This window comes from Polaribacter reichenbachii, assembly GCF_001975665.1.
Lineage (GTDB): Bacteria > Bacteroidota > Bacteroidia > Flavobacteriales > Flavobacteriaceae > Polaribacter > Polaribacter reichenbachii.
In genome coordinates, this window is sequence record NZ_CP019419.1 from 159013 (window position 1) to 179237 (window position 20225).

Sequence of the window (20225 nt, forward strand, 5' to 3'; positions counted from 1 at the left end):
GTTTGCATTTGAATTTTAAAAATAATACTATTTTGAACACAGCAAGAAGATACGATATTGATTGGTTACGAGTAATTTCTATAGTAGCTGTTTACTTTCATCATCTTGGAATGCCTTTTAATGGTGATAACTTCCATATTATGAATAATGAATCTAGTAAGTTATTAGATGATATTATGGTTTATTTTGAACAATTTAGATTGCCTTTATTGTTTTTAGTTTCTGGAACAGGAACCGTTTTTGCTTTCTCAAAAAGAAATTGGCTACAGTTTTTAAAAGAAAGAAGTTATAGATTAATAATCCCTTTAATATTTGGAATACTTTTTATTGTGCCACCGCAAACTTTTTATGAAAAAAAGGATACATACAATTCGTTTTTTCAAGTATATCAAAATTTAGATTTTAGTGAAAATCACTTATGGTTTATAGGCAACTTGTTTATTATTTCTGTAGTTGTAATTCCGTTTATATTACTAATAAAATCAGGAAAAATTAGTTTTATTATACGTTTTATCGAAAAAATAACTGCTAAAAAATATGGTTTATTTTTAATCGTAGTTTTTCTAGTACTAATTAAAATTATCACTAAAAAAATAAATCCTAGTGACTCTAAAGATATTACAAATATTTCTTCAACAGCTTTTTACGGATTTTACTTTTTAGCAGGAATTATAATTGCTTCTTCTAAAGAAATTTGGAAGAATTTAAAAAAATATCGAAAAACTAATTTTTTCATCCTTATTTTTTCATCACTATTATTTTACACATATTATTACTTACCTAATAGATTTTTAACGCCATATTTATCAACAGAAAATCTTTGGGATATTTGGTATTTAGTTTGCTGCCTAGTAAGTTGGTCTGCCATAATTACGTTATTGGGTTTCGCACAAATTTGGTTTACTAAAAAAAGTAAAATACTTACAAAAAGTAACGAAGCTATTTATCCTTTTTATATTTTACATCAAACAGTTTTAATAGTCTTTGGATTTTATATAATTAAACTAAACATCAATATTCCATTTAAAATTTTACTCTTATTTGTTGCTTCTTTTCCTATTATTCTATTAATTTATAGATATTTAATATATCCTTATAAAATACCAAGAATGTTATTTGGTATGAAGCGTAAATAAATTAATGTTATTTTATATCTTAGATCCTAAAATAAACCTTGATGGAAGAAAAAACCATTAAATGTCCAAATTGCGGCACTTTAAACACTGGTAAAAAATACTGTACAAATTGCAACAAATCTCTTTCTCAAGAAATACTTTTACAAAAGAAATTAGAGAAAATAAAACAACAAGAAATTGATAAAGTAATTTACGAGAGAGAAAATCCGAATTTTACAGAGCGATTAAAGAAACATCCATTTTTTTTATATCGTATTTTTGGATGGATTTTGTATTCTGGATACGTTGTTGCATCTGCTATTGGTGCTGGTTTAGCTTGGTTTATTGCAATGGTTGCAGCTGGTTAAAATGAATAAAAAACTATCTATTTATTGTATTTCATCAATTCTTTTAGGTATAACTATTTACCTTTTTCAATATTTTAATATTTCTTTACCAAAAATCATTAATAATTATTTGAATGATTTTTTAATTATAGCCATTGTACTTTATATAAGTTTATTGTTTTTAAGATGGTCTAGAAACAACTCTAATTTTACATTAACACTATCCATAATTTTATATGTTTGTTTTATGTATAGTATACTTTTCGAATTTGTTTTCCCTAATTATTTAGCAAGATATACCAAAGATTACGTAGATATTATTTTATATTTTGCAAGCGGATATATTTTCTACAAACTACAAAATAAACTAGATTGAATACACAACATAAAATCTCAAACACCACTATTACCAGAATTTGTGATGCGATTGTGTATGTTGAAGAAAATTTAGATAAAAAACTATCTTTAGCAAAAGTTGCTCAAAAAGCCTTTTTTTCTCCTTACCATTTTCATAGATTATTTAGAGTTGTTACTAATGAAACTTTACAAAATTTCATAAATAGAAAACGAATAGAAAAAGCAGCTTCTTATTTATTACATCAAAAAGAAAAATCTGTAACAGAAGTTTCAGAACTTGTAGGTTATACTAATTTATCATCATTTTCTAAATCTTTTAAAAAATTCTACGGAATTTCGCCAACCAATTTCAAAGAAATTAGTCCAAATAAATTTAGCAAGATTAGCAAAATAGAAAGCAAGAAAGGACAAATTAAAATTAGTTTCGAGCAATATATTTGCAATATCAATAACGCATTAAATTGGTTAAAAATGAATACAAAACCGGCAATAAAAACAACGCCAAGATTAGATTTAGCATACATTTCTCATAAAGGTAAAATTGAAGCAATTGGCAGTGTCTATAATAAATTAGTAAAATGGGCCACTCCAAAAGGTTTAATAAGTGAGCAAACTAAAATGGTTACCATTTATCACGACAGCCCAAAAATTACAGATCCAAATAATATACGAATGAGTGCTTGTATTGTTTTAAATGATCCTATTGATTTAGATGATTCTGTAAATTTAAGAATACTAAGTCCAACAAAATGCATCGTTTCTCGATTCGAAATCACACCTTTTCAATTTCAACAAGCTTGGGAATCTTCCTTTGTTTGGATGACCGAAAATGGCTACAAAAAAGCCGATAATGATCCTTTTGAAATTTACCATAATAATGCTGCAGAACATCCAGAAAACAAGTTTATTGTAGATTTTTGTATTCCTATTTTATAAAATACAACTCATCAACCAAAACTTACAACTCAGTATTTCTTTTTATTTTTTTATCTAGCATCGTTACATCTTTGTATCATCAAAAATTAATAATGATGAAACGAATTTTATTTTTACTATTTACTATAACTCAATTTTCTTTACTAGCCCAAACCACAATTTCTGGTAAAGTTACAGATTCTAAAAAACAACCAATTTTAGGAGCAAGTGTATATTTAGAAGGCACTTACGATGGAACATCAACCAACGAAAAAGGCGAATTTTTATTTACATCAGAAGAAACAGGAACCCAAACATTAGTCATTTCTTTTGTTTCTTTCGAAACTTTTGTTAAAATAGATGATGTTTCTGCATTCAAAAATTTACAAGTAAAACTAAGAGATGATGTTAATTCATTAGATGCAGTAACTATAAACGCGGGTACTTTTAAAGCCGGAGAAAAAGCAAAAGTAACTGTTTTAAAACCTTTAGATATTGTTACAACTGCAAGTGCAGTTGGCGATGTTTTAGGCGCCTTACAAACCTTACCAGGAACCTCTTCTGCAGCAGAAGATGGTCGTCTTTTTGTAAGAGGTGGTAATGCAGAAGAAACGCAAATTTTTATAGATGGTGTTCGTGTTTTTACACCTTACAGTCCATCACCAAACAACGCTCCAACTCGTGGTCGTTATTCACCCTTTTTATTCAAAGGAATTACATTTTCTACTGGCGGTTATTCTGCTGAATATGGGCAAGCTTTATCTGGAGTTTTAGATTTAACAACTATAGACAAACCAGATCAAGAGAAAACAGATATTTCTTTAATGACTGTTGGTGTTGGAGTTGGTAATACACAAATTTGGGGTAAAAATTCATTAAGTGTAAATGCTTCTTATATTAATTTAGATCCTTATACAGCAGCTTTTCCAGATAGAAATCAATGGTTAAAACCTTACCAAGCTGCAAGTGGAGAAGCCGTTTACAGACATAGTTTTAAAGACGATTCTATGTTAAAAATTTATGGAGCATTTAGTTATACTGATTTAGATGTAATTCAAGATGATATTAATTTCGAAGACGGATTTCGTTTTGGTTTGCAAAACAGAAACCTCTACATAAACAGTACCTACAAAAACAAATTTGGCAACAATTGGAAAATAGAAAGTGGTGTAAGTTTTACCAATGATAATTCTACCGTAAAAATTATTGATGATGTTGTAAACAACACTGAAAATTCGGCACATTTTAAAGCAAAAATTAAAAAACAATTTTCTAGCAGATTTAGAATAGCTTTTGGTTCTGAATATTTTATCACAGATTTTAATGAAGATTATACACCAATCAACCATCAAAAATTTGCTTATGGTTTCAATAATAATCTATTTGCATCTTTTGCAGAAACAGACATCTTTTTCTCTAAAAATTTAGCAGCAAAAATAGGAGTTAGAGCAGAAAACTCAGATTTATTAAACCAATTTACAATTTCACCTAGAGCTTCTTTATCCTATAAATCTGGTAAAAATTCGCAATTATCGTTGGCTTATGGTCAGTTTTACCAAAATCCGAATAACAGTTATTTAAAATTTAATCAAGATTTTAAAGCTGAAAATACCACACATTTAATTGCCAATTATCAGCATACAAAAAAGAACCAAATCTTTAGAATTGAGGCCTATTACAAAGACTATAAAGATTTAGTAAAATACGATTCAGAAATAGCTAATTTCGATTCTAATTTCTCAAATAACGGTTCAGCTTATGCAAAAGGTATAGATATTTTCTGGAGACAAAATCAAAAAATTAAAAACACAGATTATTGGGTTTCTTACTCATTTTTAGACACAGAAAGGGATTACAGAAACTACACAACCTCAGCAACACCAAATTTTGCCTCTGCTCATAATTTATCTATTGTGGGTAAACATTGGATCGAAAAATTAAAAAGTCAGGTTGGTATTACCTATAATTTTGCTTCTGGTAGAACGTACACAAACCCAAATGAACCCGGTTTTTTAAACAATAAAACTAAAAGTTACAATTCTGTAAGTTTAAACTGGGCCTATTTAATAGACCAACAAAAGATTTTATATTTCTCTGTAAACAACGCTTTAGGTACCAAAAATGTGTTTGGATACAACTATAAAAACACACCAAATGTTAACGGAAATTTCGACAGACAAGCAGTTGTACCTAATGCCGATCGCTTCTTTTTTGTAGGCTTTTTCTGGACTATAAGTACAGACAAAAAATCGAATCAATTAAATAATCTATAATTTTTTTGTAGCTATTACCTGCTTTCAGCACTCGCTTTTTTTCTGAAAAAGAAAAAAGAGCTCAAACAAATGCTTCAATCAGGGCTAAACTTATTTGCAAACCAATAGCTTAAAAACTAATTATTATAAATTTTAAATAATGAAAACATTTACCACAATCTTATTTCTATTTCTTATTCAATATACTAACGCACAATTCGAAGATCGATTTTATTACCCAAGTAAAAAGTTGAAAAAAATTGAAATTCCGCATACAGAAGAATTTATATCCGTAGAAAAAGACAGTTTACACACTATTTTTTTTCAACCTAAAAAATCAGCAAAAGCAACCATTTTATTTTTTCACGGAGCAGGGGGTAATATTTCTAGTTATCAATTTATGATAGCGCCTTTGGTTAAAAATGGCTATCAAGTTTATGCTGTAGATTTTAGAGGTTATGGTAAATCTACAGGAAATGCAACTCATATTAATGTAGCAACAGATAGTGAAATCGTGTTTTCGAAAATGAAAGAACACAAAGCCATAAAAAACAAAAAACTCATTGTTTATGGTGCTTCTCTAGGTTGCCAAATTGCAACTCACCTTACAAATAAGCATCAAAAAGAAATAGATGCTTTAATTTTAGATGGTGGTTTTTCATCTTTTGCAGATATTGCTAAAGAGAATGCACCAGAACAAGTACATAATTATATAGACAATGTATTAGGTAAAATGTATCCTTCTAAAGAAGAAATAAAATCAATAATAAATATTCCAAAATTAATTATTCATAGTACAGAAGATACATCTATAGCTATACAACATTCTAAAATTGTTTTTAAAAATGCTACAGAACCAAAAGTTTTTTTCACTTCTAAAAAAGATCATTTACTAGCTATAACTTACGAAACTGAAGCTGTTTTATCAAAAATTAATAGTTTATTTACAATTCAGGAATAAAAAATTACAATTGGGTATGTTTCTTGTTTTAAAACCCTAGAAACATCAGATATTTGAATCATCAAACAAAAACAATAAAAAAATAACAATATGAAAAAAATACTTTTAATAGCAACTTTTATCATCAGCGGAATTTTATCAGTTAATGCACAAGATCAAGAAACTTTTAATTTAAAAATAGAAATAGAAGGTATAAAAACCAATAAAGGTAAAATCTATATTGCTATCTATGATAATGAGGCTTCTTTTCTTAAAAGTTCTAAAGGAGTTATTGCAGAAATTAACGATTTAAAATCTACTGCAATTATTAAAAATTTGAAAAAAGGTGAATATGCAATTTCTTTATTTCAGGATGTAAACGAAAATAAAAAAATGGACACTAAAATATTCGGAATTCCGAAAGAACCTTATGGTTTTTCTAATGATGCTACTGGTTTTATGGGACCTCCAAAATATAATGATGCCAAATTTAATTTAGATGCAAACAAGACAATAACTATAAATATAAACTAATGTTACTTAAAAAAACATCTTATTATTTAATTGCCTTTTGTGGAATTTTAATAGGTTTATATCCTTCTGCATATTTTATAGTATCTGATAGAAAATTCGGATTACTTGCAAGTAAATCTACAGAGCTTCTTGCAGATAATTTATGGAACACAATGTTTTATATTCATATTGTTTTAGGAGGTATAGCTTTATTTATAGGATGGCTTCAATTCAATAAAAAATTTAGAAACAAGTATTTAAAACGTCATAAAAACATAGGAAAAATATATATCTTTTCTGTATTACTAAGTTCAATATCAGGACTTTATATTGGTTACTTTGCTACAGGTGGTATTATTGCTAAATCTGGTTTTATGACGATGGCAATTGCTTGGTTTTTAACAACACTATTTGCTTTTACCTCAGTAAAAAAAGGGGATATTAAAAAACATCAAAAACTTATGACTTATAGTTATGCAATTTGTTTTGCAGCTGTAACATTAAGAATTTATTTACCAATATTCACTCCACTTTTTGGCGGCTTTTTACCAGCATACAAACTAATTGCTTGGTTGTGTTGGCTGCCAAATATTCTAGTCGCTTACTTTATTAACAAACAACAATTTAAAACAATAAATTAAACATTAACATTATGAAAAAAGTATTATTTATTATCGCAATTTTCATTGCGACAGGGATTTCTGCGCAAACAAAATATCAAACAGGAATGCAAAAAGCATTTGGTTTATGGCAACAAAATAAATTAACTGAAGCATCGCAATTATTTGAACGTATTTCTAAAGCTGAACCAGACAACTGGTTACCTGCTTATTATGCTGCAACCGTTGAAATTATTGGAAGTTTTGGCATGAAAGATGAAGCTGCTTTAACAGCCAAACTAACAAAAGCTCAAGAATTTGTAGATGTTGCAAAAGCGATCTCAGCAAATAATCCTGAAATTATAATTACACAAGCATTCTTAAATTTAGGATATATTGCTTTTGATGGTCAAAAATATGGGATGACTTTAGGAGGAAAAAACAGTATGTTATATGCTAAAGCACTAGAAATTTCACCTGAAAACCCAAGGGTTATTTTAGCTAATGCAGAATGGAATATGGGTTCAGCTAAATTCTTTGGAAAATCTACGAAACCTTATTGTGCAGAAATTGAAAGAGCAATAGAGTTAGGAAAAAAAGAAAAAATTGAGCAAGAATTTTATCCAAAATTTCAAGTAAAAAGAGCGGAAGAAGTTTTAAAGCAATGCCAAGGATAGTTTAGTTTTCAGTTTTCAGTATTCAGTATTCAGTCGCAGTTGGCAGTAATTTAAGAACTGCTACTGAATACTGAATACTGAAAACTGAGAACTAACTAAGAATTTTATTCACTAAATCTTGTTTCGCTTTTTCATCATCACCAAAAAGCCATTGCAAGACATTTTCTTCCCAAATTTGTCCTTTTTCTACTTCAGTAATTATATTTTTTTCGATGGCTAAATCTAAAATTTTACCAGGATAAGAAGATTGTTTATCACTCTCCATTTCTCCTAAAGGATAAGGATCATCTAAGCCCATTAAAACTTGCTTGGTTCCTTGCCTTTGTAACATCAATTTTAACGAATCTGTATCATGTACTAAAGTATCAAAAAAGATATTTTTATGTCCCACAGCTTTTCTTGGATGATATTTGCCTTCAAACAAATCTGGTCTTCCATCAAAACCTTGAATTCTTCTACCTAAATTCATTTGCGCTAACTGACCTCCATGAGCAAAACAGGTTCTAATATTTTTAAAACGCTCTTGCATTCCGTTTAACGTGTAAAAATGATAAGCATCTCCACATTGAGCTAACATCCAAATTAAATGAAAACGCCAATTGGTGTTTTCTAATTTTATCATTTTATCTCCATCATAAGGATGAATTTCAATCGCCAATTTATATTGATCTGCCAATTCAAAAATGCGGTCATTTTCTTTATCAAAAACACACCTCCATTGCCCAATGGAATCCATAAAATGCGTTGGCAAACACAATACTTTTAACTCTAATTCTTCTACACAACGTTTAATTTCATCTAAAGCACCATAAATAAAACCAGGATGCACTACAAAACCACATGTAAATTTACTTGGATGATTTTTTTGAATCTTTGCATTAAAATCATTTTGAAAACGCAACGCTTTTTTCATTTCTTCTAAACGCAAACCATTACCATACAATTGAGAAAGATTAAGCACAACAGCGTGATCTAACTTATTTCTTTCCATCCATTTTAGTTTTTCATCTAAAAAGAAACTAGAATCTGTTACTGGTCTTTTCCAACCTTTTTGTAACATATGTTTGCGTTCATCATCTACCCAAAAAATTTCTTTTTCCTTCATAAACTGAGGAATTTCTTCTGGATAAGGCAATAAATGCGAATGTCCGTTAATGCGTAATTTTCTGTTTTTCATAATTTAAATGATTGTAAGCTACAAGCCTTAACAATATTTTATTAAGAGATTACTTTGTTATTCTTGTTCGTAGAAACAAACGTAATTTATTTAATTTTTCGAGGTTTTTGCATAACAGTTCCGCAATTACTACATGTACATTTTTCTTTATCAGAATAAAACTTATCGAAAATAATTGGCATATCTGTTTCTATATTATCGAGTTTAAATTCTTCTCTATACAATTGATTTCCACATTTTTCGCAATACCATTCTAAGGCATCTAACATACTTTCTGAACGTGGATATTCGATGACCAAACCTACCGTATTTTCTTTTCTTTGTGGCGAATGTGGTACTTTACCTGGCAGTAAATAAATATCGCCTTCATTAATTTCTACATCAATTTGTTTGCCTTTATCATCTATGATTTTTAAAATCATATCGCCTTCTAATTGATAGAAAAATTCTGGTGTTTCGTTATAATGATAATCTTTTCTGTTGTTTGGCCCACCAACAACCATAACAATATATTCTCCATTATCCCAAACTTGTTTGTTACCTACAGGTGGTTTTAATAAATGACGATGTTCATCAATCCATTTTTTAAAATTTATGGGTTGTACTAGTTTGCTCATTTCTTTTAATATTTAGATGTTTAGATTTAAGAACCAAGACTCTAGAATCTAACCTTAAAATTACTGATTTATATACTTCTATAAATTATCTTATTGTTAGCCTTTTATAACTGATTTTACCAAACAAGTTTAGCCCAGATTGAACGATTTGTTTGAGCTCTTTTTTGTTTTTCACAAAAAAAGCGAGTAGTGAAAGCTGGAAATAGCTTCTAAAGCTACTACAAACTTTTTGTTCTTCCACCATCTACAGGTACGTTAATTCCGTTAATATAACTTGCTTTTTCACTTGCCAAAAACACAATAGCATTTGCAATTTCTTCTGGTTTTGCAAAACGTTTGGCCGGTGAAGCATTCATCATAATTTCTGCAACTTTTTCTATAGGTAAACCTATTTTTTTAGCTTTATTTTTAATAATTTCATTTAACCTTTCTGTGTTGGTTGCACCTGGTAAAACGTTATTTACAGTTATGCCAAATTCGCCCAATTCATTAGCCATAGTTTTAGACCAACTTGCAACTGCACCACGAATGGTGTTGCTTACACCTAAACCATCTAAGGGCTGCTTTACAGAGGTTGATATTACATTAATAACTCTACCAAAACACTTAGTTTTCATAAAAGGAGCAACCGTTTGTACTAAAATATGGTTGCATTTTAAATGTTGGGTAAATGCTCTTTCGAACTCGCCAATTTCTGCATTAAAAATTGGGCCTCCTGCAGGACCACCTGTATTATTTACTAAAATATGAAACTGTAAACTTGATGTTTCTAATACTCTTTTTAACTCTTCTGGTTTCGAAAAATCTGCTACTAAATAATTGTGTTTTTGGTCTGAATTTGGTAGTTCTGCTAAAACTGATTGTAATTTTTCTTCGTTTCTGGCTAACAATGTGATATTTGCACCTTCTGCTGCCAATAAAATTGCTGTTGCTTTACCTATACCTTGTGTGCTTCCACAAACTAATGCGTTTTTATTTTTTAGTTGTAAATTCATAATTATAACTGATGAAAGAATATAGAAAAAAGATCCTAGATATTCAATCTTTTTCTTTTCTCTTGATTCTTGATTCTTATTTACTATCCAAAATCATTTGTTTAATCTTAACTGCTTTTTCAAAATGATCTAATTGATGGGTTTCAATCCACCAAGTGGCAACTTGCATTAATAATTTTGGGTTATCGTTTTTATTCTTGAAAAATGCGTAAAAAGACAAACCAACGTTGTCTCCTTTTTTAGCTATTTTATCATCACAAACTTGAATGATTTTTTCATTTATTTCTTTATTCATATTGTATGCAAATATTTTTTGGTTCTGTAAAAAAACGTAAAGCTTCAAAACCACCTTCTCTTCCTACTCCACTATTTTTAACTCCACCAAATGCTGTTCTTAAATCACGTAACATCCAAGTATTTACCCAAACAATTCCGGTTTGTAATTGTTTAGAAAATTGCATTGTTCTGTTTAAATTGTTTGTCCAAACTGTTGCTGCTAATCCGTATTTGGTATCATTTGCTAAAGTTAAGGCTTCTTCATCAGTTTTAAAAGACATTATAGTTACAACTGGCCCAAAAATTTCTTCTTGATTCAGTTTACATTTATTATCAGAAACTTCAATAATTGTAGGTTGCAAATAATAGCCATTTTTGGAATTTTCTACTTCAACTTTGTTTCCTCCAAAAAGAATTTTACCACCTTCTTTTTCAGCAATATCAATAAAACTTTTTACTTTTTCTAAATGTTCTTTTGAAACTAAAGCACCTAAATCTGTATTTTCTTCCGATGGATGACCAACTTTTAATTCTGATACTTTTTTGATAAAATCTTTTTTAAATTTCTCATAGATAGTTTCTTCTATCAAAATTCGGCTACCACACAAACAAATCTGACCTTGATTTGAAAATGATGAACGCACTGTTGTTGCTAACATTTTTTGATAATCGCAATCTGCAAAAATGATGTTCGGATTTTTACCACCCAATTCTAAAGACAATTTCTTAAACATTGGTGCAGCAATTTTAGCTATATGAGCACCTGTTTTTGTACCACCTGTAAATGAAATTGCTTTTATTTTTGGATGTTCTATAATTGCTTGTCCTGTTGATGTTCCTAAACCGTGAACAATATTTAAAACTCCTTTTGGAAGGCCAGCTTCTGTACAAATTTCGCCTAATAAATATGCAGTTGCTGGTGTAATTTCGCTTGGTTTTGCAACTACACAATTTCCTGCAGCTATTGCCGGAGCGATTTTCCATGTAAATAAATATAGAGGTAAGTTCCAAGGAGAAATACAACCAACAATTCCTATCGATTGTCTTAAAGTAAAATTAATTGCATTTAATCCTACGCTTTCGTGGGCTTCTGATGAAAACTGAGTTATGGCATTTGCAAAAAACTTAAAGTTGCTTGCTGCTCTTGGTATATCTACTTTTTTTGCTAAACGGATTGGTTTTCCATTGTCTTTGGATTCAGCCTCAGCCAAAATATCTATTTTATCTAAAATTAAATCTGCAATCTTTGATAAAATTTTACTTCTTTTCTCTAAACTAGTATTAGACCATTTTGGAAAAGCTTCTGCTGCTGCTTTATATGCTTCTTCTACATCTTCTTTAGTAGAATTAGGTGTTTGTCCATAAACTTCACCAATTGCTGGGTTGTAATTATTTAACCAATTACCTTTAATTGGGTTTACAAATTTACCATTGATGTAGTTTTGTATTTTCAATTGAATATTAAAATTTAATTATAATTAAAGTATTTTTTTTCTAACCATTCCATAGGAATTTCTTGATTACAAAATTCTAAATGAATAACTCTTCTATCATTTTCTGAAATTGACTTTTGCGACGAATGCAACAATAAAGGTTTCATTAACATTATACCTCCTTTACCTACATCACAAACTACTTCTTCTAACTCTTTAGATTCAAAAAAACAATTATCTAATCTGATTATTCCTTTTTTATGTGATTTAGAAATTACTTTTAAAACTCCATTTGTTTTATCTGTTTTGTCTAAATGAATTCTAAAAGTTACTATATTTTTTAAAATATTTAAAGGTGGAATAACTCCTAATTGTCCTTTTTTATTTGTCCAACTATTAAAACCTTCTTCTTCTATTTTATTTTTTACACTAATGCTCAAATCTTGATGATAACTAACAAACCAATTCGATTTTGGTGGTTTGTTAAAGTAAATCGCTTTAGACAAAAAGTAACTTTCTTCACATATTGTTCTAAATAATTTCTTGAAATTATCGTTTTCAAAAATCAATTTTTCAATCTCTGGAAACCTATTTAATAATTGTCTTTCTGAAAAATTAAAATTATTATTTTCAACTATTCTGATAATTTTCCTCAAGACTTTTTCGCTAAAACAGTTTTCAATAATTGAAAATCCATTTTCATCTAAAGCTTTTTTATGTTGATAAAAATTTCTCATAAATTCGACACTTTTAATATTTAATAATAAAAAATTGTCTTGATGCCTGTTTCCAACTAATTCTATTTTTCTTTTTTATAAGCAGTTACCTTTATCTCCACAACCAAATCTGGGTGTGGTAATTGATGTACTGCAACTGTAGTTCTTGTTGGGCCTGTTTCCTTGTCAAAAAATTCTGCATAAGCTTTATTATAATCAGCAAAATCGTTCATATTTACTAAAAAACTAGAAACATCTACTACATCATTTATACTTGCACCAACAGTTTTTAAATTTTTATCGATGTTTTTTAAAACTTCTTTTGTTTGTAAATAAGCATCTAATTTTTTTGTACCCATTTCATCAATAATTACAACTCCAGCAATGGTATTATCTGCTTTTCTTGAACTTGTACCCGAAACAAAAATAAAATCTCCAACTACTTTTACGTGTGGATATGCGCCTCTTGGTGTTACTTTTTTTTCTGACATATTACTTTTTATAAATAAACCTCACAGGTATTAAAAGCTTGTGTGGTCTAAATTAATTATTCTAATATTAATTCCTTTAATTTCTCGTCAAATTCTAATTTTTTATGAGCTAAATGATATTCAAAGTTTTCTAAATCTCCAAATAATAAAAGTACTTCTTCTCTTTTTAATAGTGTACTTTTTTCTGATAGTAAGGCTAAATATGAAGAATGCTTATATTGATTTAATTCTGTTACAAACTGATGATAAATTGGATTTAAATTAATATAAATTATTAACTTTTTTAAGTATTCTTCATTTTCTACTTTAATTCTTTTAAATCTATCTCTAAATAAACTACCTGTTCTATTATACTTTTTATTAATCGATTTTGAATACGCATTAAAAAAGTTAGAAAATGATTTAGATATTAATTTTTGGTCATCAATATCTTTGATTTGGATTAAAAAATGAAAATGATTTTTCAATAAACAATAAGATAAAATCGATGCTATTGGATGAATATATTTCTTTGTCAATACTAAAAAATATGAATAATTTATGTCCTCACAAAAAATATTCTCGCCATTATTTCCTTGATTGAAAATATGATAATAATTATTTGATTCTAGTACTTCGTATTTCATATCCTTTATTTGGTAGACCTCACAGGTTTCAAAAACCTGTGAGGTCTTTTGATAACTCTAATAATTTTAAAGTTGTTCTTAAATTTCTTGTTGTTGCAGTTACTTTTAATTTTTTTTCGATGCTATTATTTGTCAGTTTTGTTTTTGCAAATGTTGATGGGCAATTTAAATACACAACATCTCCATTTATTTTATATTTATCTTCTCCAATATTATTGATTTCAATTTCTGTAATTTCTGATGCTTTGTCTAAAAAAGTAAAGGCAACTATTTTTTCGTTTTCTGTTGAAAACGGATAATTTTCAATTGCTTTTTTCCACTCTGGAATTGTTCTTGCAATTACAGGAACATTAAACCCAAATTTATCTTTAATTGCGTCTCTTATAGTGTTACAAGTTGCTGATTTTGTTTTACTTGATTCTAAAATAATATTTCCACTTTGGATATATGTTTTTACATTTTGAAAACCTAAGCTGTTTAATAATTCTCGTAAATCTAACATTGGAATTTTGTTTTTTCCTGATACATTTATGCCGCGTAATAATATGATAAATCTTTTCATTAATTTACTTATTTTGTCTGTTCGAGCGCAGTCGAGAACTATTTATTATAAGGTTTATATTTATGATGAGTAACATTTCTACATTCAGCTAAAATTTGTAGCATATCAAAATCATTGTTTGCTAAAGCTAATTTTTTCTTTGAACTCCATTTTTTTATTTTCTTTTCAAAATAAATTGCTTGTTCTACATCATTAAAAACTTGATGAAAAATTAATTCTAAAGGTCTTCTTTTAAAAGTAAAACAACCTTTGTTTAATCCATTTTGATGTTCTTCAAAACGTCTTGCCATATTATTTGTAATTCCTACATAAAGCAAGTTATCCGAGCATTTTAATATGTATACATAATACGTTTTCATAATTAACCTCTCGACTGCGCTCGAGGAGACACTTTATATTGATTATTACTTTTTTCATCCTCTCGACTGCACTTGAGGTGACTCATAATTTGACTTACAAACCTGCAATTTTATCTTCTTGCAAAATTTTATCTGTTTCGTGAATTACTTTATCTAAAATGCTTCTTAATTCTTCTTTTGTCATATTTAAATGGGTGTGTACTTCATCATCTACAATTAAATTTAACAAGGCTTTGTCTTGGGCTCTACCTCTTTTCATTGCTTCATTATAAACAATATTTTCATTGAATGTAACTAATGAATATTTAGAAAAATATTGATTAGGAAAGGTCTTTTCTAAATCCATTTCTATTTTTCTTTTTTCTTTAAACAACGGATTTGCAACGTGATCTCTCATTTCATAAAAGTTATCAATCGCTAAATCTGCAATGGCATCTGTGTCTTTTTTTCTTGCTTTTTCGTAAGCTTTAAAAACAGATTTCCAATCTGATAATTCTTGGTTTAATATTTCATCGAACACAAAAACATCTTCGAAAGAAGCGTTCATTCCTTGTCCATAAAAAGGAACAATTGCGTGAGCTGCATCTCCAATTAACAGTGTTTTATTGAGATAAGACCAAGGAGAACATTTTACAGTGCCTAAAGCACCTGTTGGATTTTGTGAAAACTCCTTTTTTATATTCGGAATTAAAGCCAAAGCATCTGGAAATTCTTTTTCGAAAAACTCATTAATCTTTTCTGTAGTTGTTAAATTCTCGAAATTATATTCACCTTCATTGTAACTTAAAAATAGTGTTACTGTAAAACTACCATCTAAATTTGGTAAGGCAATTAACATAAAATCGCCTCTTGGCCAAATATGTAAATGACTTTTGCTTATTTGGTGATTTCCTGAATTATCAGCAGGAATTTCTAATTCTTTATAGCCGTGATTTAAATAGTTTTGCGAATAACTAAACAAGAATTTACGCTCAGAAATATAGCTTTTTCTTAAAGCAGAACCTGCACCATCTGCGCCAAAAATAACATCGGCTTTTACAAAAAACTTTCTTTTACTTTTATAATCTTTAAAATGAGCAATTGTATTTTCAATATCTACATTTTCGCAACTACTATTAAAATGAATATTTACATTTTCGTGTTTTTCTGCTTCATCTAACAAAATGGCATTTAAATCGCCTCTAGAAATTGAATTGATGTACTCACCTTCTCTACCAGAATAATTCGACTCAAAAGTATTGCCTTCTTTGTCGTGCATAAATCTGCCATACATTGGTATGCTAATTTCTTTTGCTTTTTTTTCCATTCCACATAATCGTAAGGCTTTTAAACCTCTATCTGATAATGCTAAATTTATAGATCTTCCTGCAGAAATATCAACCTTTCTTAAATCAGGTCTGCTTTCGTACAATTCTATTTTATAGCCTCTTTGTGCCAATCTTAAAGCTAGTAAAGAGCCACATAAACCTGCTCCTATAATTAGTATTTTATCTTGTTTATTCATCAATTAATTCTAATGCTTTTAAATACGTTTCTTTATAACTATTTGTTGTAAAATCGGGTTTAAAATGTTCTCTAGGTAAACCATTTACATTGTATAATTTCTCAAAAGGATAGCAAAACCGAATTCCTGAATTCTGCAATTGTTTACACTTAATTGCTCCTAATAATTTTGCCATTGTTGTACCTACAACTGTTACATTTTCCATATTAGAAAAACCTTGAGCTATGGCTTCTCCTACTGAACCTGTCCATCTACTTACCAAAACATAAACTGGTTTTTTATATGGATTTTTAAGTGGTGATAATAGTTCTATATATTTTCTTTTGATGCCAAACGCCCTTTCTAAACCTACTCTTTCGTGAATTTGATAAGGCATTTCTTCTTTTATAAATTTGCCCATTATTGACTTTGCAACATCTGTATTGCCACCATTTGCAGTGTTTCTTAAATCGATTATGATGGCTTTACTGTTGTGCAGACTGTTGTGCAGACTGTCTACTGCCTTTGGAAATTGTTGAATTAAATTATTATTACCTAAAGAATTATTGATTCTAATATAACCAATATTTCCTGACAATAATTTATAATCTAAAAGTTTTGAATTGTATTTTTTAAGATTAGGTTTTGGCAGTTTTAAAGTGATGAATTTACCTTTGCGTAAAACTTTAATTTTTCTAGGTTGATTATGCCTGCCAGCAAAAATCAAATTAGCAAAATATTCTTTTACTTTATTGTCTGGTTTTTTTATAGAAATTGGTAGATTTTTTTTTACCAAATCTTTAAATGATGTATCATTTACTACTATAAGTTCATCGTCAATTTTTAGATTAAATTTTTTAATTGTATAATTATCTCTGATGTCTGTAATATAATATTTATTATTTTTTAGGGATACAAAAGCATCTACATCATTAGGAATTAAACGAAATGAAAACGCAAGATTTTTATTTAATGTAAAATGAGCATCATAAAGTTCGTGTTTCATTAGCTCGATTAAATAGGTAAACTCCCAATCTTCTTTTATCGAATTTAGACGTTTGCTATATACCTCTTTTACCTTCTGCCAATTGGTTTGTTTTGCATCAAAATAGGCATATTCTGTATTTATGGTTTCCCAGAAATAATTGAAATCAGACAAATATTTACTTTGAGAAAAAGCAGCAAAAGACTGTAAAATTAGGCAAATAGCAATGATGTTCTTTCTCATAAAATACCCTTTAAAATTGAAACCATTTTATAAACATCTTCAAAGGAATTATACATTGGTGTTGGTGCACAACGAATTACATCTGGTTCTCGCCAATCTGTGATAATATTTTTTTCTGTTAATTTTTGATGCAAACTTTTATCGGTATTTTTTACTTGTATAGACAATTGACAACCTCTTTCTTTGGGATTTTTTGGAGTGATAATTTTAATGTCTTCAGCACCAATTTCATCAATTAAAAACTCAAAATAACCTGTTAGTTTTTCTGATTTTTCTCGTAAAGCATCCATTCCAATTTCATCAAACAAATCTAAAGATGCTTTTATGGCTGCCATTGATAATATTGGCGGATTTGACAATTGCCAACCTTCTGCACCTTCCATTACATCAAAAGGCATTCGCATATTAAAACGTGTGGATTTGTTATGATTCCACCAACCTGCAAAACGTGGTAAATCTTTATTTTTAGCATGTTTTTCGTGCACAAACAAACCTGCTAAACTTCCAGGACCAGAGTTTAAATATTTGTACGTGCACCAAGCTGCAAAATCGACACCAGAATCGTGTAAATTGGGTTGAATATTTCCTGCTCCGTGAGCTAAATCTATACCAACAACACAATCTTTTGAATGCCCTATTTCTGCGATTCTTTTAAGATCTAAATACTGACCTGTGTAATAATTTACGCCTCCAATTAATAGCAATGCTATTTCATCTCCTTGATTTTCAACAATTTTTTCTAAATCATCAATATTTAATAATGCTGACCCTTTTCTTGGTTTCCATTCAATGACATCATCCTCAGAAAAACCGTGGAATTTTAATTGTGATTGCACTGCATATCTATCTGATGGAAAAGCATCTGACTCAATTACAATTTTATATTTAGATTTTGTTGGTCTGTAAAACGAAACCATTAGCAAATGTAAATTTGTTGTAAGCGTATTCATAACCACAACTTCTACGGGTTTTGCACCAACAATTTTTGCCATTTTATCCGTTAAATATTCGTGATAATGCAACCACGGATTTTTAGCTTCAAAATGACCTTCTACGCCTAAATTTGCCCAATCTTCTAATTCTTGATTGATATATTCTTTTGTAGATTTTGGCTGTAAACCCAAAGAATTTCCTGTAAAATACAACCAATCATTTCCGTTTTTATCTTTAGGAATGTAAAATTGATTTCTTAAATAAGCTAGTTGGTCTTCTTTATCTAATTGTTGGGCAAAAGCCAATGAATTTTTGTATTTCATTAATAAAAAATAGGATTGTTCTCAAATATAAAACAATCCTAATTCAATTTCAATTTTTTAAGTTTTGTTTTTTTGTATTTTCGCTTAAACTTAATGAAAATGAAATCCTTAAAATACACGTTACTTTCTGTTCTAATCTTATTTATTTCTTGTGATAACAAGGAGGAAGAATTAAAAAAGATACAACAATATGCTTCGTTATTAAAAATGACAGAAACTCCAGATCAGAGAGTAGCTCTATTTGATGTAGATATTAATTATGAAGAGGATAAAATTAAACTTGAAGGAATAACAACTACTAAGGCAGCTATGTTTAAATTAATGAACAGTATTAGTAGAAAAAAAATAAAATACATAAACGAAATTAGAGTTTTACCAGATACTGCTGTTGGTGATTTAAAATATGCAATTGCCAGAAATTCTGTAATTAACGTTCGTTCTCAACCCAAACATTCTGCAGAATTAGGCACACAAGGTTTATTAGGAATGCCTTTAAAAGTATTAGATAAAAAAGGCGATTTTTATAGAGTTCAGACTCCTGACAATTACATTTCTTGGGTTGATAAAGGTGGAATTACAAGAATGAACAAAACCGATTTTGATGCTTGGAATAATGAAAAAAAAGTAATTTTCACTAAAACCTTTGGAGCCGTTTTTAGCCATAAAAGTGATAAATCTGAAATTATTTCTGATATAACTTTAGGTGGAGTTTTAAAATATAAAGCTTTACATAAAGATTTTATTGAAGTTGAATATCCAGATAAAAGAATAGGATTTGTAAAAAGAGATGAAGCTACTTTATATGAATCTTGGCTTACTAATTTACAAGTTTCTCAATCTAATATTGAGAAGATTGCTAAATCTATGGATGGTTTCCCTTATTTATGGGGAGGAACTTCGAGCAAAGGAATGGATTGTAGTGGGTTTACAAAAATGGTGTATTTAATGAATGGTTTTATTATTCCTAGAGATGCTTCACAACAAGTGCATGCTGGACAAATTGTGGATCCTGAATTAAAGTTTGAAGGTTTAGAAAAAGGTGATTTATTGTTTTTTGGTAAAAAAGCAACAGCTGAAAAAGGAAAAAAAGTAACACATGTTGGTATTTGGCTTGGTAATGGAAAAGGTGAATTTATCCATGCTTCTGGTAATGTACATATTAGTTCTATAGATGATTATCAACCTAATTACGACGAATTTAATAAAAACCGTTATTTAGGTAGTAGACGTTATTTAGGTGTTGAGGATAAAAAGATCATCAACCTAAAAGAAAAAATTAAGCTATAAAAGT

23 protein-coding genes are annotated in these 20225 nt (G+C 28.9%); 10 read left to right on the forward strand and 13 right to left on the reverse strand.

Annotation, left to right across the window (positions count from 1 at the left end):
• The first annotated feature begins 32 nt into the window (after positions 1-32).
• The 9 genes from BW723_RS00670 (at position 33) to BW723_RS00710 (ending at position 7715) form a co-directional block, all read left to right on the forward strand.
• A complete protein-coding gene (locus BW723_RS00670; protein ID WP_068358713.1) occupies positions 33-1136 on the forward strand; it encodes an acyltransferase family protein in 1104 nt (367 codons plus the stop codon).
• A 41-nt stretch (positions 1137-1177) separates the two neighbouring features.
• On the forward strand, positions 1178-1483 hold the full coding sequence (locus tag BW723_RS00675; RefSeq protein ID WP_068358716.1) for a hypothetical protein: 306 nt from the start codon (positions 1178-1180) through the stop codon (positions 1481-1483).
• 1 nt (position 1484) lies between these two features.
• Complete coding sequence (locus BW723_RS00680; protein WP_068358718.1) at positions 1485-1838, forward strand: hypothetical protein; 354 nt, start codon at positions 1485-1487, stop codon at positions 1836-1838.
• Positions 1835-2755 (forward strand): AraC family transcriptional regulator, encoded by a 921-nt coding sequence (locus BW723_RS00685; RefSeq protein WP_083139634.1) that lies wholly within the window; start codon positions 1835-1837, stop codon positions 2753-2755. Before BW723_RS00680 ends, BW723_RS00685 begins: the two co-directional genes overlap by 4 nt.
• Before the next feature lie 95 nt (positions 2756-2850).
• Positions 2851-5007, forward strand: coding sequence for a TonB-dependent receptor (locus tag BW723_RS00690; protein WP_068358720.1), 2157 nt, complete (start codon positions 2851-2853; stop codon positions 5005-5007).
• A gap of 139 nt (positions 5008-5146) precedes the next feature.
• Complete coding sequence (locus tag BW723_RS00695) at positions 5147-5947, forward strand: alpha/beta hydrolase (protein ID WP_068358723.1); 801 nt, start codon at positions 5147-5149, stop codon at positions 5945-5947.
• Positions 5948-6037: 90 nt separating this feature from the next.
• Positions 6038-6460: a DUF2141 domain-containing protein gene (locus tag BW723_RS00700; protein ID WP_083139637.1), complete on the forward strand. Its 423-nt coding sequence runs from the start codon at positions 6038-6040 to the stop codon at positions 6458-6460.
• On the forward strand, positions 6460-7080 hold the full coding sequence (locus BW723_RS00705; RefSeq protein ID WP_068358725.1) for a DUF2306 domain-containing protein: 621 nt from the start codon (positions 6460-6462) through the stop codon (positions 7078-7080). Before BW723_RS00700 ends, BW723_RS00705 begins: the two co-directional genes overlap by 1 nt.
• Positions 7081-7091: 11 nt before the next feature.
• Positions 7092-7715 carry a tetratricopeptide repeat protein gene (locus BW723_RS00710; RefSeq protein WP_068358728.1) on the forward strand — a complete coding sequence of 208 codons (624 nt, stop codon included), beginning with the start codon at positions 7092-7094 and terminating at the stop codon, positions 7713-7715.
• 91 nt (positions 7716-7806) lie between these two features.
• On the opposite strand, the gene BW723_RS00715 is transcribed toward BW723_RS00710, so the two are convergent.
• The 13 genes from BW723_RS00715 to kynU all read right to left on the reverse strand — a co-directional run bounded on the left by BW723_RS00715 (position 7807) and on the right by kynU (position 18934).
• Entirely contained in the window at positions 7807-8892 is a 1086-nt protein-coding gene (locus tag BW723_RS00715) for an amidohydrolase family protein (RefSeq protein ID WP_068363962.1), read from the reverse strand.
• 86 nt (positions 8893-8978) lie between these two features.
• The gene (locus BW723_RS00720; RefSeq protein WP_068363959.1) at positions 8979-9509 is read right to left on the reverse strand and encodes a 3-hydroxyanthranilate 3,4-dioxygenase; all 531 of its coding nucleotides are present in this window, start codon (positions 9507-9509) and stop codon (positions 8979-8981) included.
• A gap of 218 nt (positions 9510-9727) precedes the next feature.
• Positions 9728-10504, reverse strand: a complete 777-nt coding sequence (locus BW723_RS00725) for an SDR family oxidoreductase (protein WP_068363956.1) — start codon at positions 10502-10504, stop codon at positions 9728-9730.
• A 76-nt stretch (positions 10505-10580) separates the two neighbouring features.
• On the reverse strand, positions 10581-10799 hold the full coding sequence (locus BW723_RS00730) for a DUF6500 family protein (RefSeq protein ID WP_068363953.1): 219 nt from the start codon (positions 10797-10799) through the stop codon (positions 10581-10583).
• Positions 10792-12234, reverse strand: a complete 1443-nt coding sequence (locus BW723_RS00735) for an aldehyde dehydrogenase (protein ID WP_068363950.1) — start codon at positions 12232-12234, stop codon at positions 10792-10794. The genes BW723_RS00730 and BW723_RS00735 overlap by 8 nt, the downstream gene beginning before the upstream one ends.
• Positions 12235-12248: 14 nt before the next feature.
• The gene (locus BW723_RS00740) at positions 12249-12950 is read right to left on the reverse strand and encodes a phytanoyl-CoA dioxygenase family protein (RefSeq protein ID WP_068363946.1); all 702 of its coding nucleotides are present in this window, start codon (positions 12948-12950) and stop codon (positions 12249-12251) included.
• 62 nt (positions 12951-13012) lie between these two features.
• Positions 13013-13420 carry a RidA family protein gene (locus tag BW723_RS00745; protein WP_068363943.1) on the reverse strand — a complete coding sequence of 136 codons (408 nt, stop codon included), beginning with the start codon at positions 13418-13420 and terminating at the stop codon, positions 13013-13015.
• Positions 13421-13476: 56 nt separating this feature from the next.
• Complete coding sequence (locus BW723_RS00750) at positions 13477-14046, reverse strand: transposase (RefSeq protein ID WP_068363940.1); 570 nt, start codon at positions 14044-14046, stop codon at positions 13477-13479.
• 28 nt (positions 14047-14074) lie between these two features.
• Positions 14075-14608, reverse strand: a complete 534-nt coding sequence (locus BW723_RS00755; RefSeq protein WP_068363937.1) for a DUF1697 domain-containing protein — start codon at positions 14606-14608, stop codon at positions 14075-14077.
• 38 nt (positions 14609-14646) lie between these two features.
• Positions 14647-14967, reverse strand: a complete 321-nt coding sequence (locus BW723_RS00760) for a GIY-YIG nuclease family protein (protein WP_068363934.1) — start codon at positions 14965-14967, stop codon at positions 14647-14649.
• Positions 14968-15061: 94 nt separating this feature from the next.
• The gene (locus BW723_RS00765) at positions 15062-16471 is read right to left on the reverse strand and encodes an FAD-dependent oxidoreductase (protein WP_068363931.1); all 1410 of its coding nucleotides are present in this window, start codon (positions 16469-16471) and stop codon (positions 15062-15064) included.
• Entirely contained in the window at positions 16464-17678 is a 1215-nt protein-coding gene (locus tag BW723_RS00770) for a S41 family peptidase (RefSeq protein ID WP_068363928.1), read from the reverse strand. The genes BW723_RS00765 and BW723_RS00770 overlap by 8 nt, the downstream gene beginning before the upstream one ends.
• Positions 17675-18934, reverse strand: coding sequence for a kynureninase (gene kynU, locus BW723_RS00775; RefSeq protein ID WP_068363926.1), 1260 nt, complete (start codon positions 18932-18934; stop codon positions 17675-17677). Before kynU ends, BW723_RS00770 begins: the two co-directional genes overlap by 4 nt.
• Before the next feature lie 99 nt (positions 18935-19033).
• On the opposite strand from kynU, the gene BW723_RS00780 reads away from it, so the two are divergent.
• Positions 19034-20221: a C40 family peptidase gene (locus tag BW723_RS00780; protein ID WP_068363965.1), complete on the forward strand. Its 1188-nt coding sequence runs from the start codon at positions 19034-19036 to the stop codon at positions 20219-20221.
• The last annotated feature ends 4 nt before the right edge of the window (positions 20222-20225 follow it).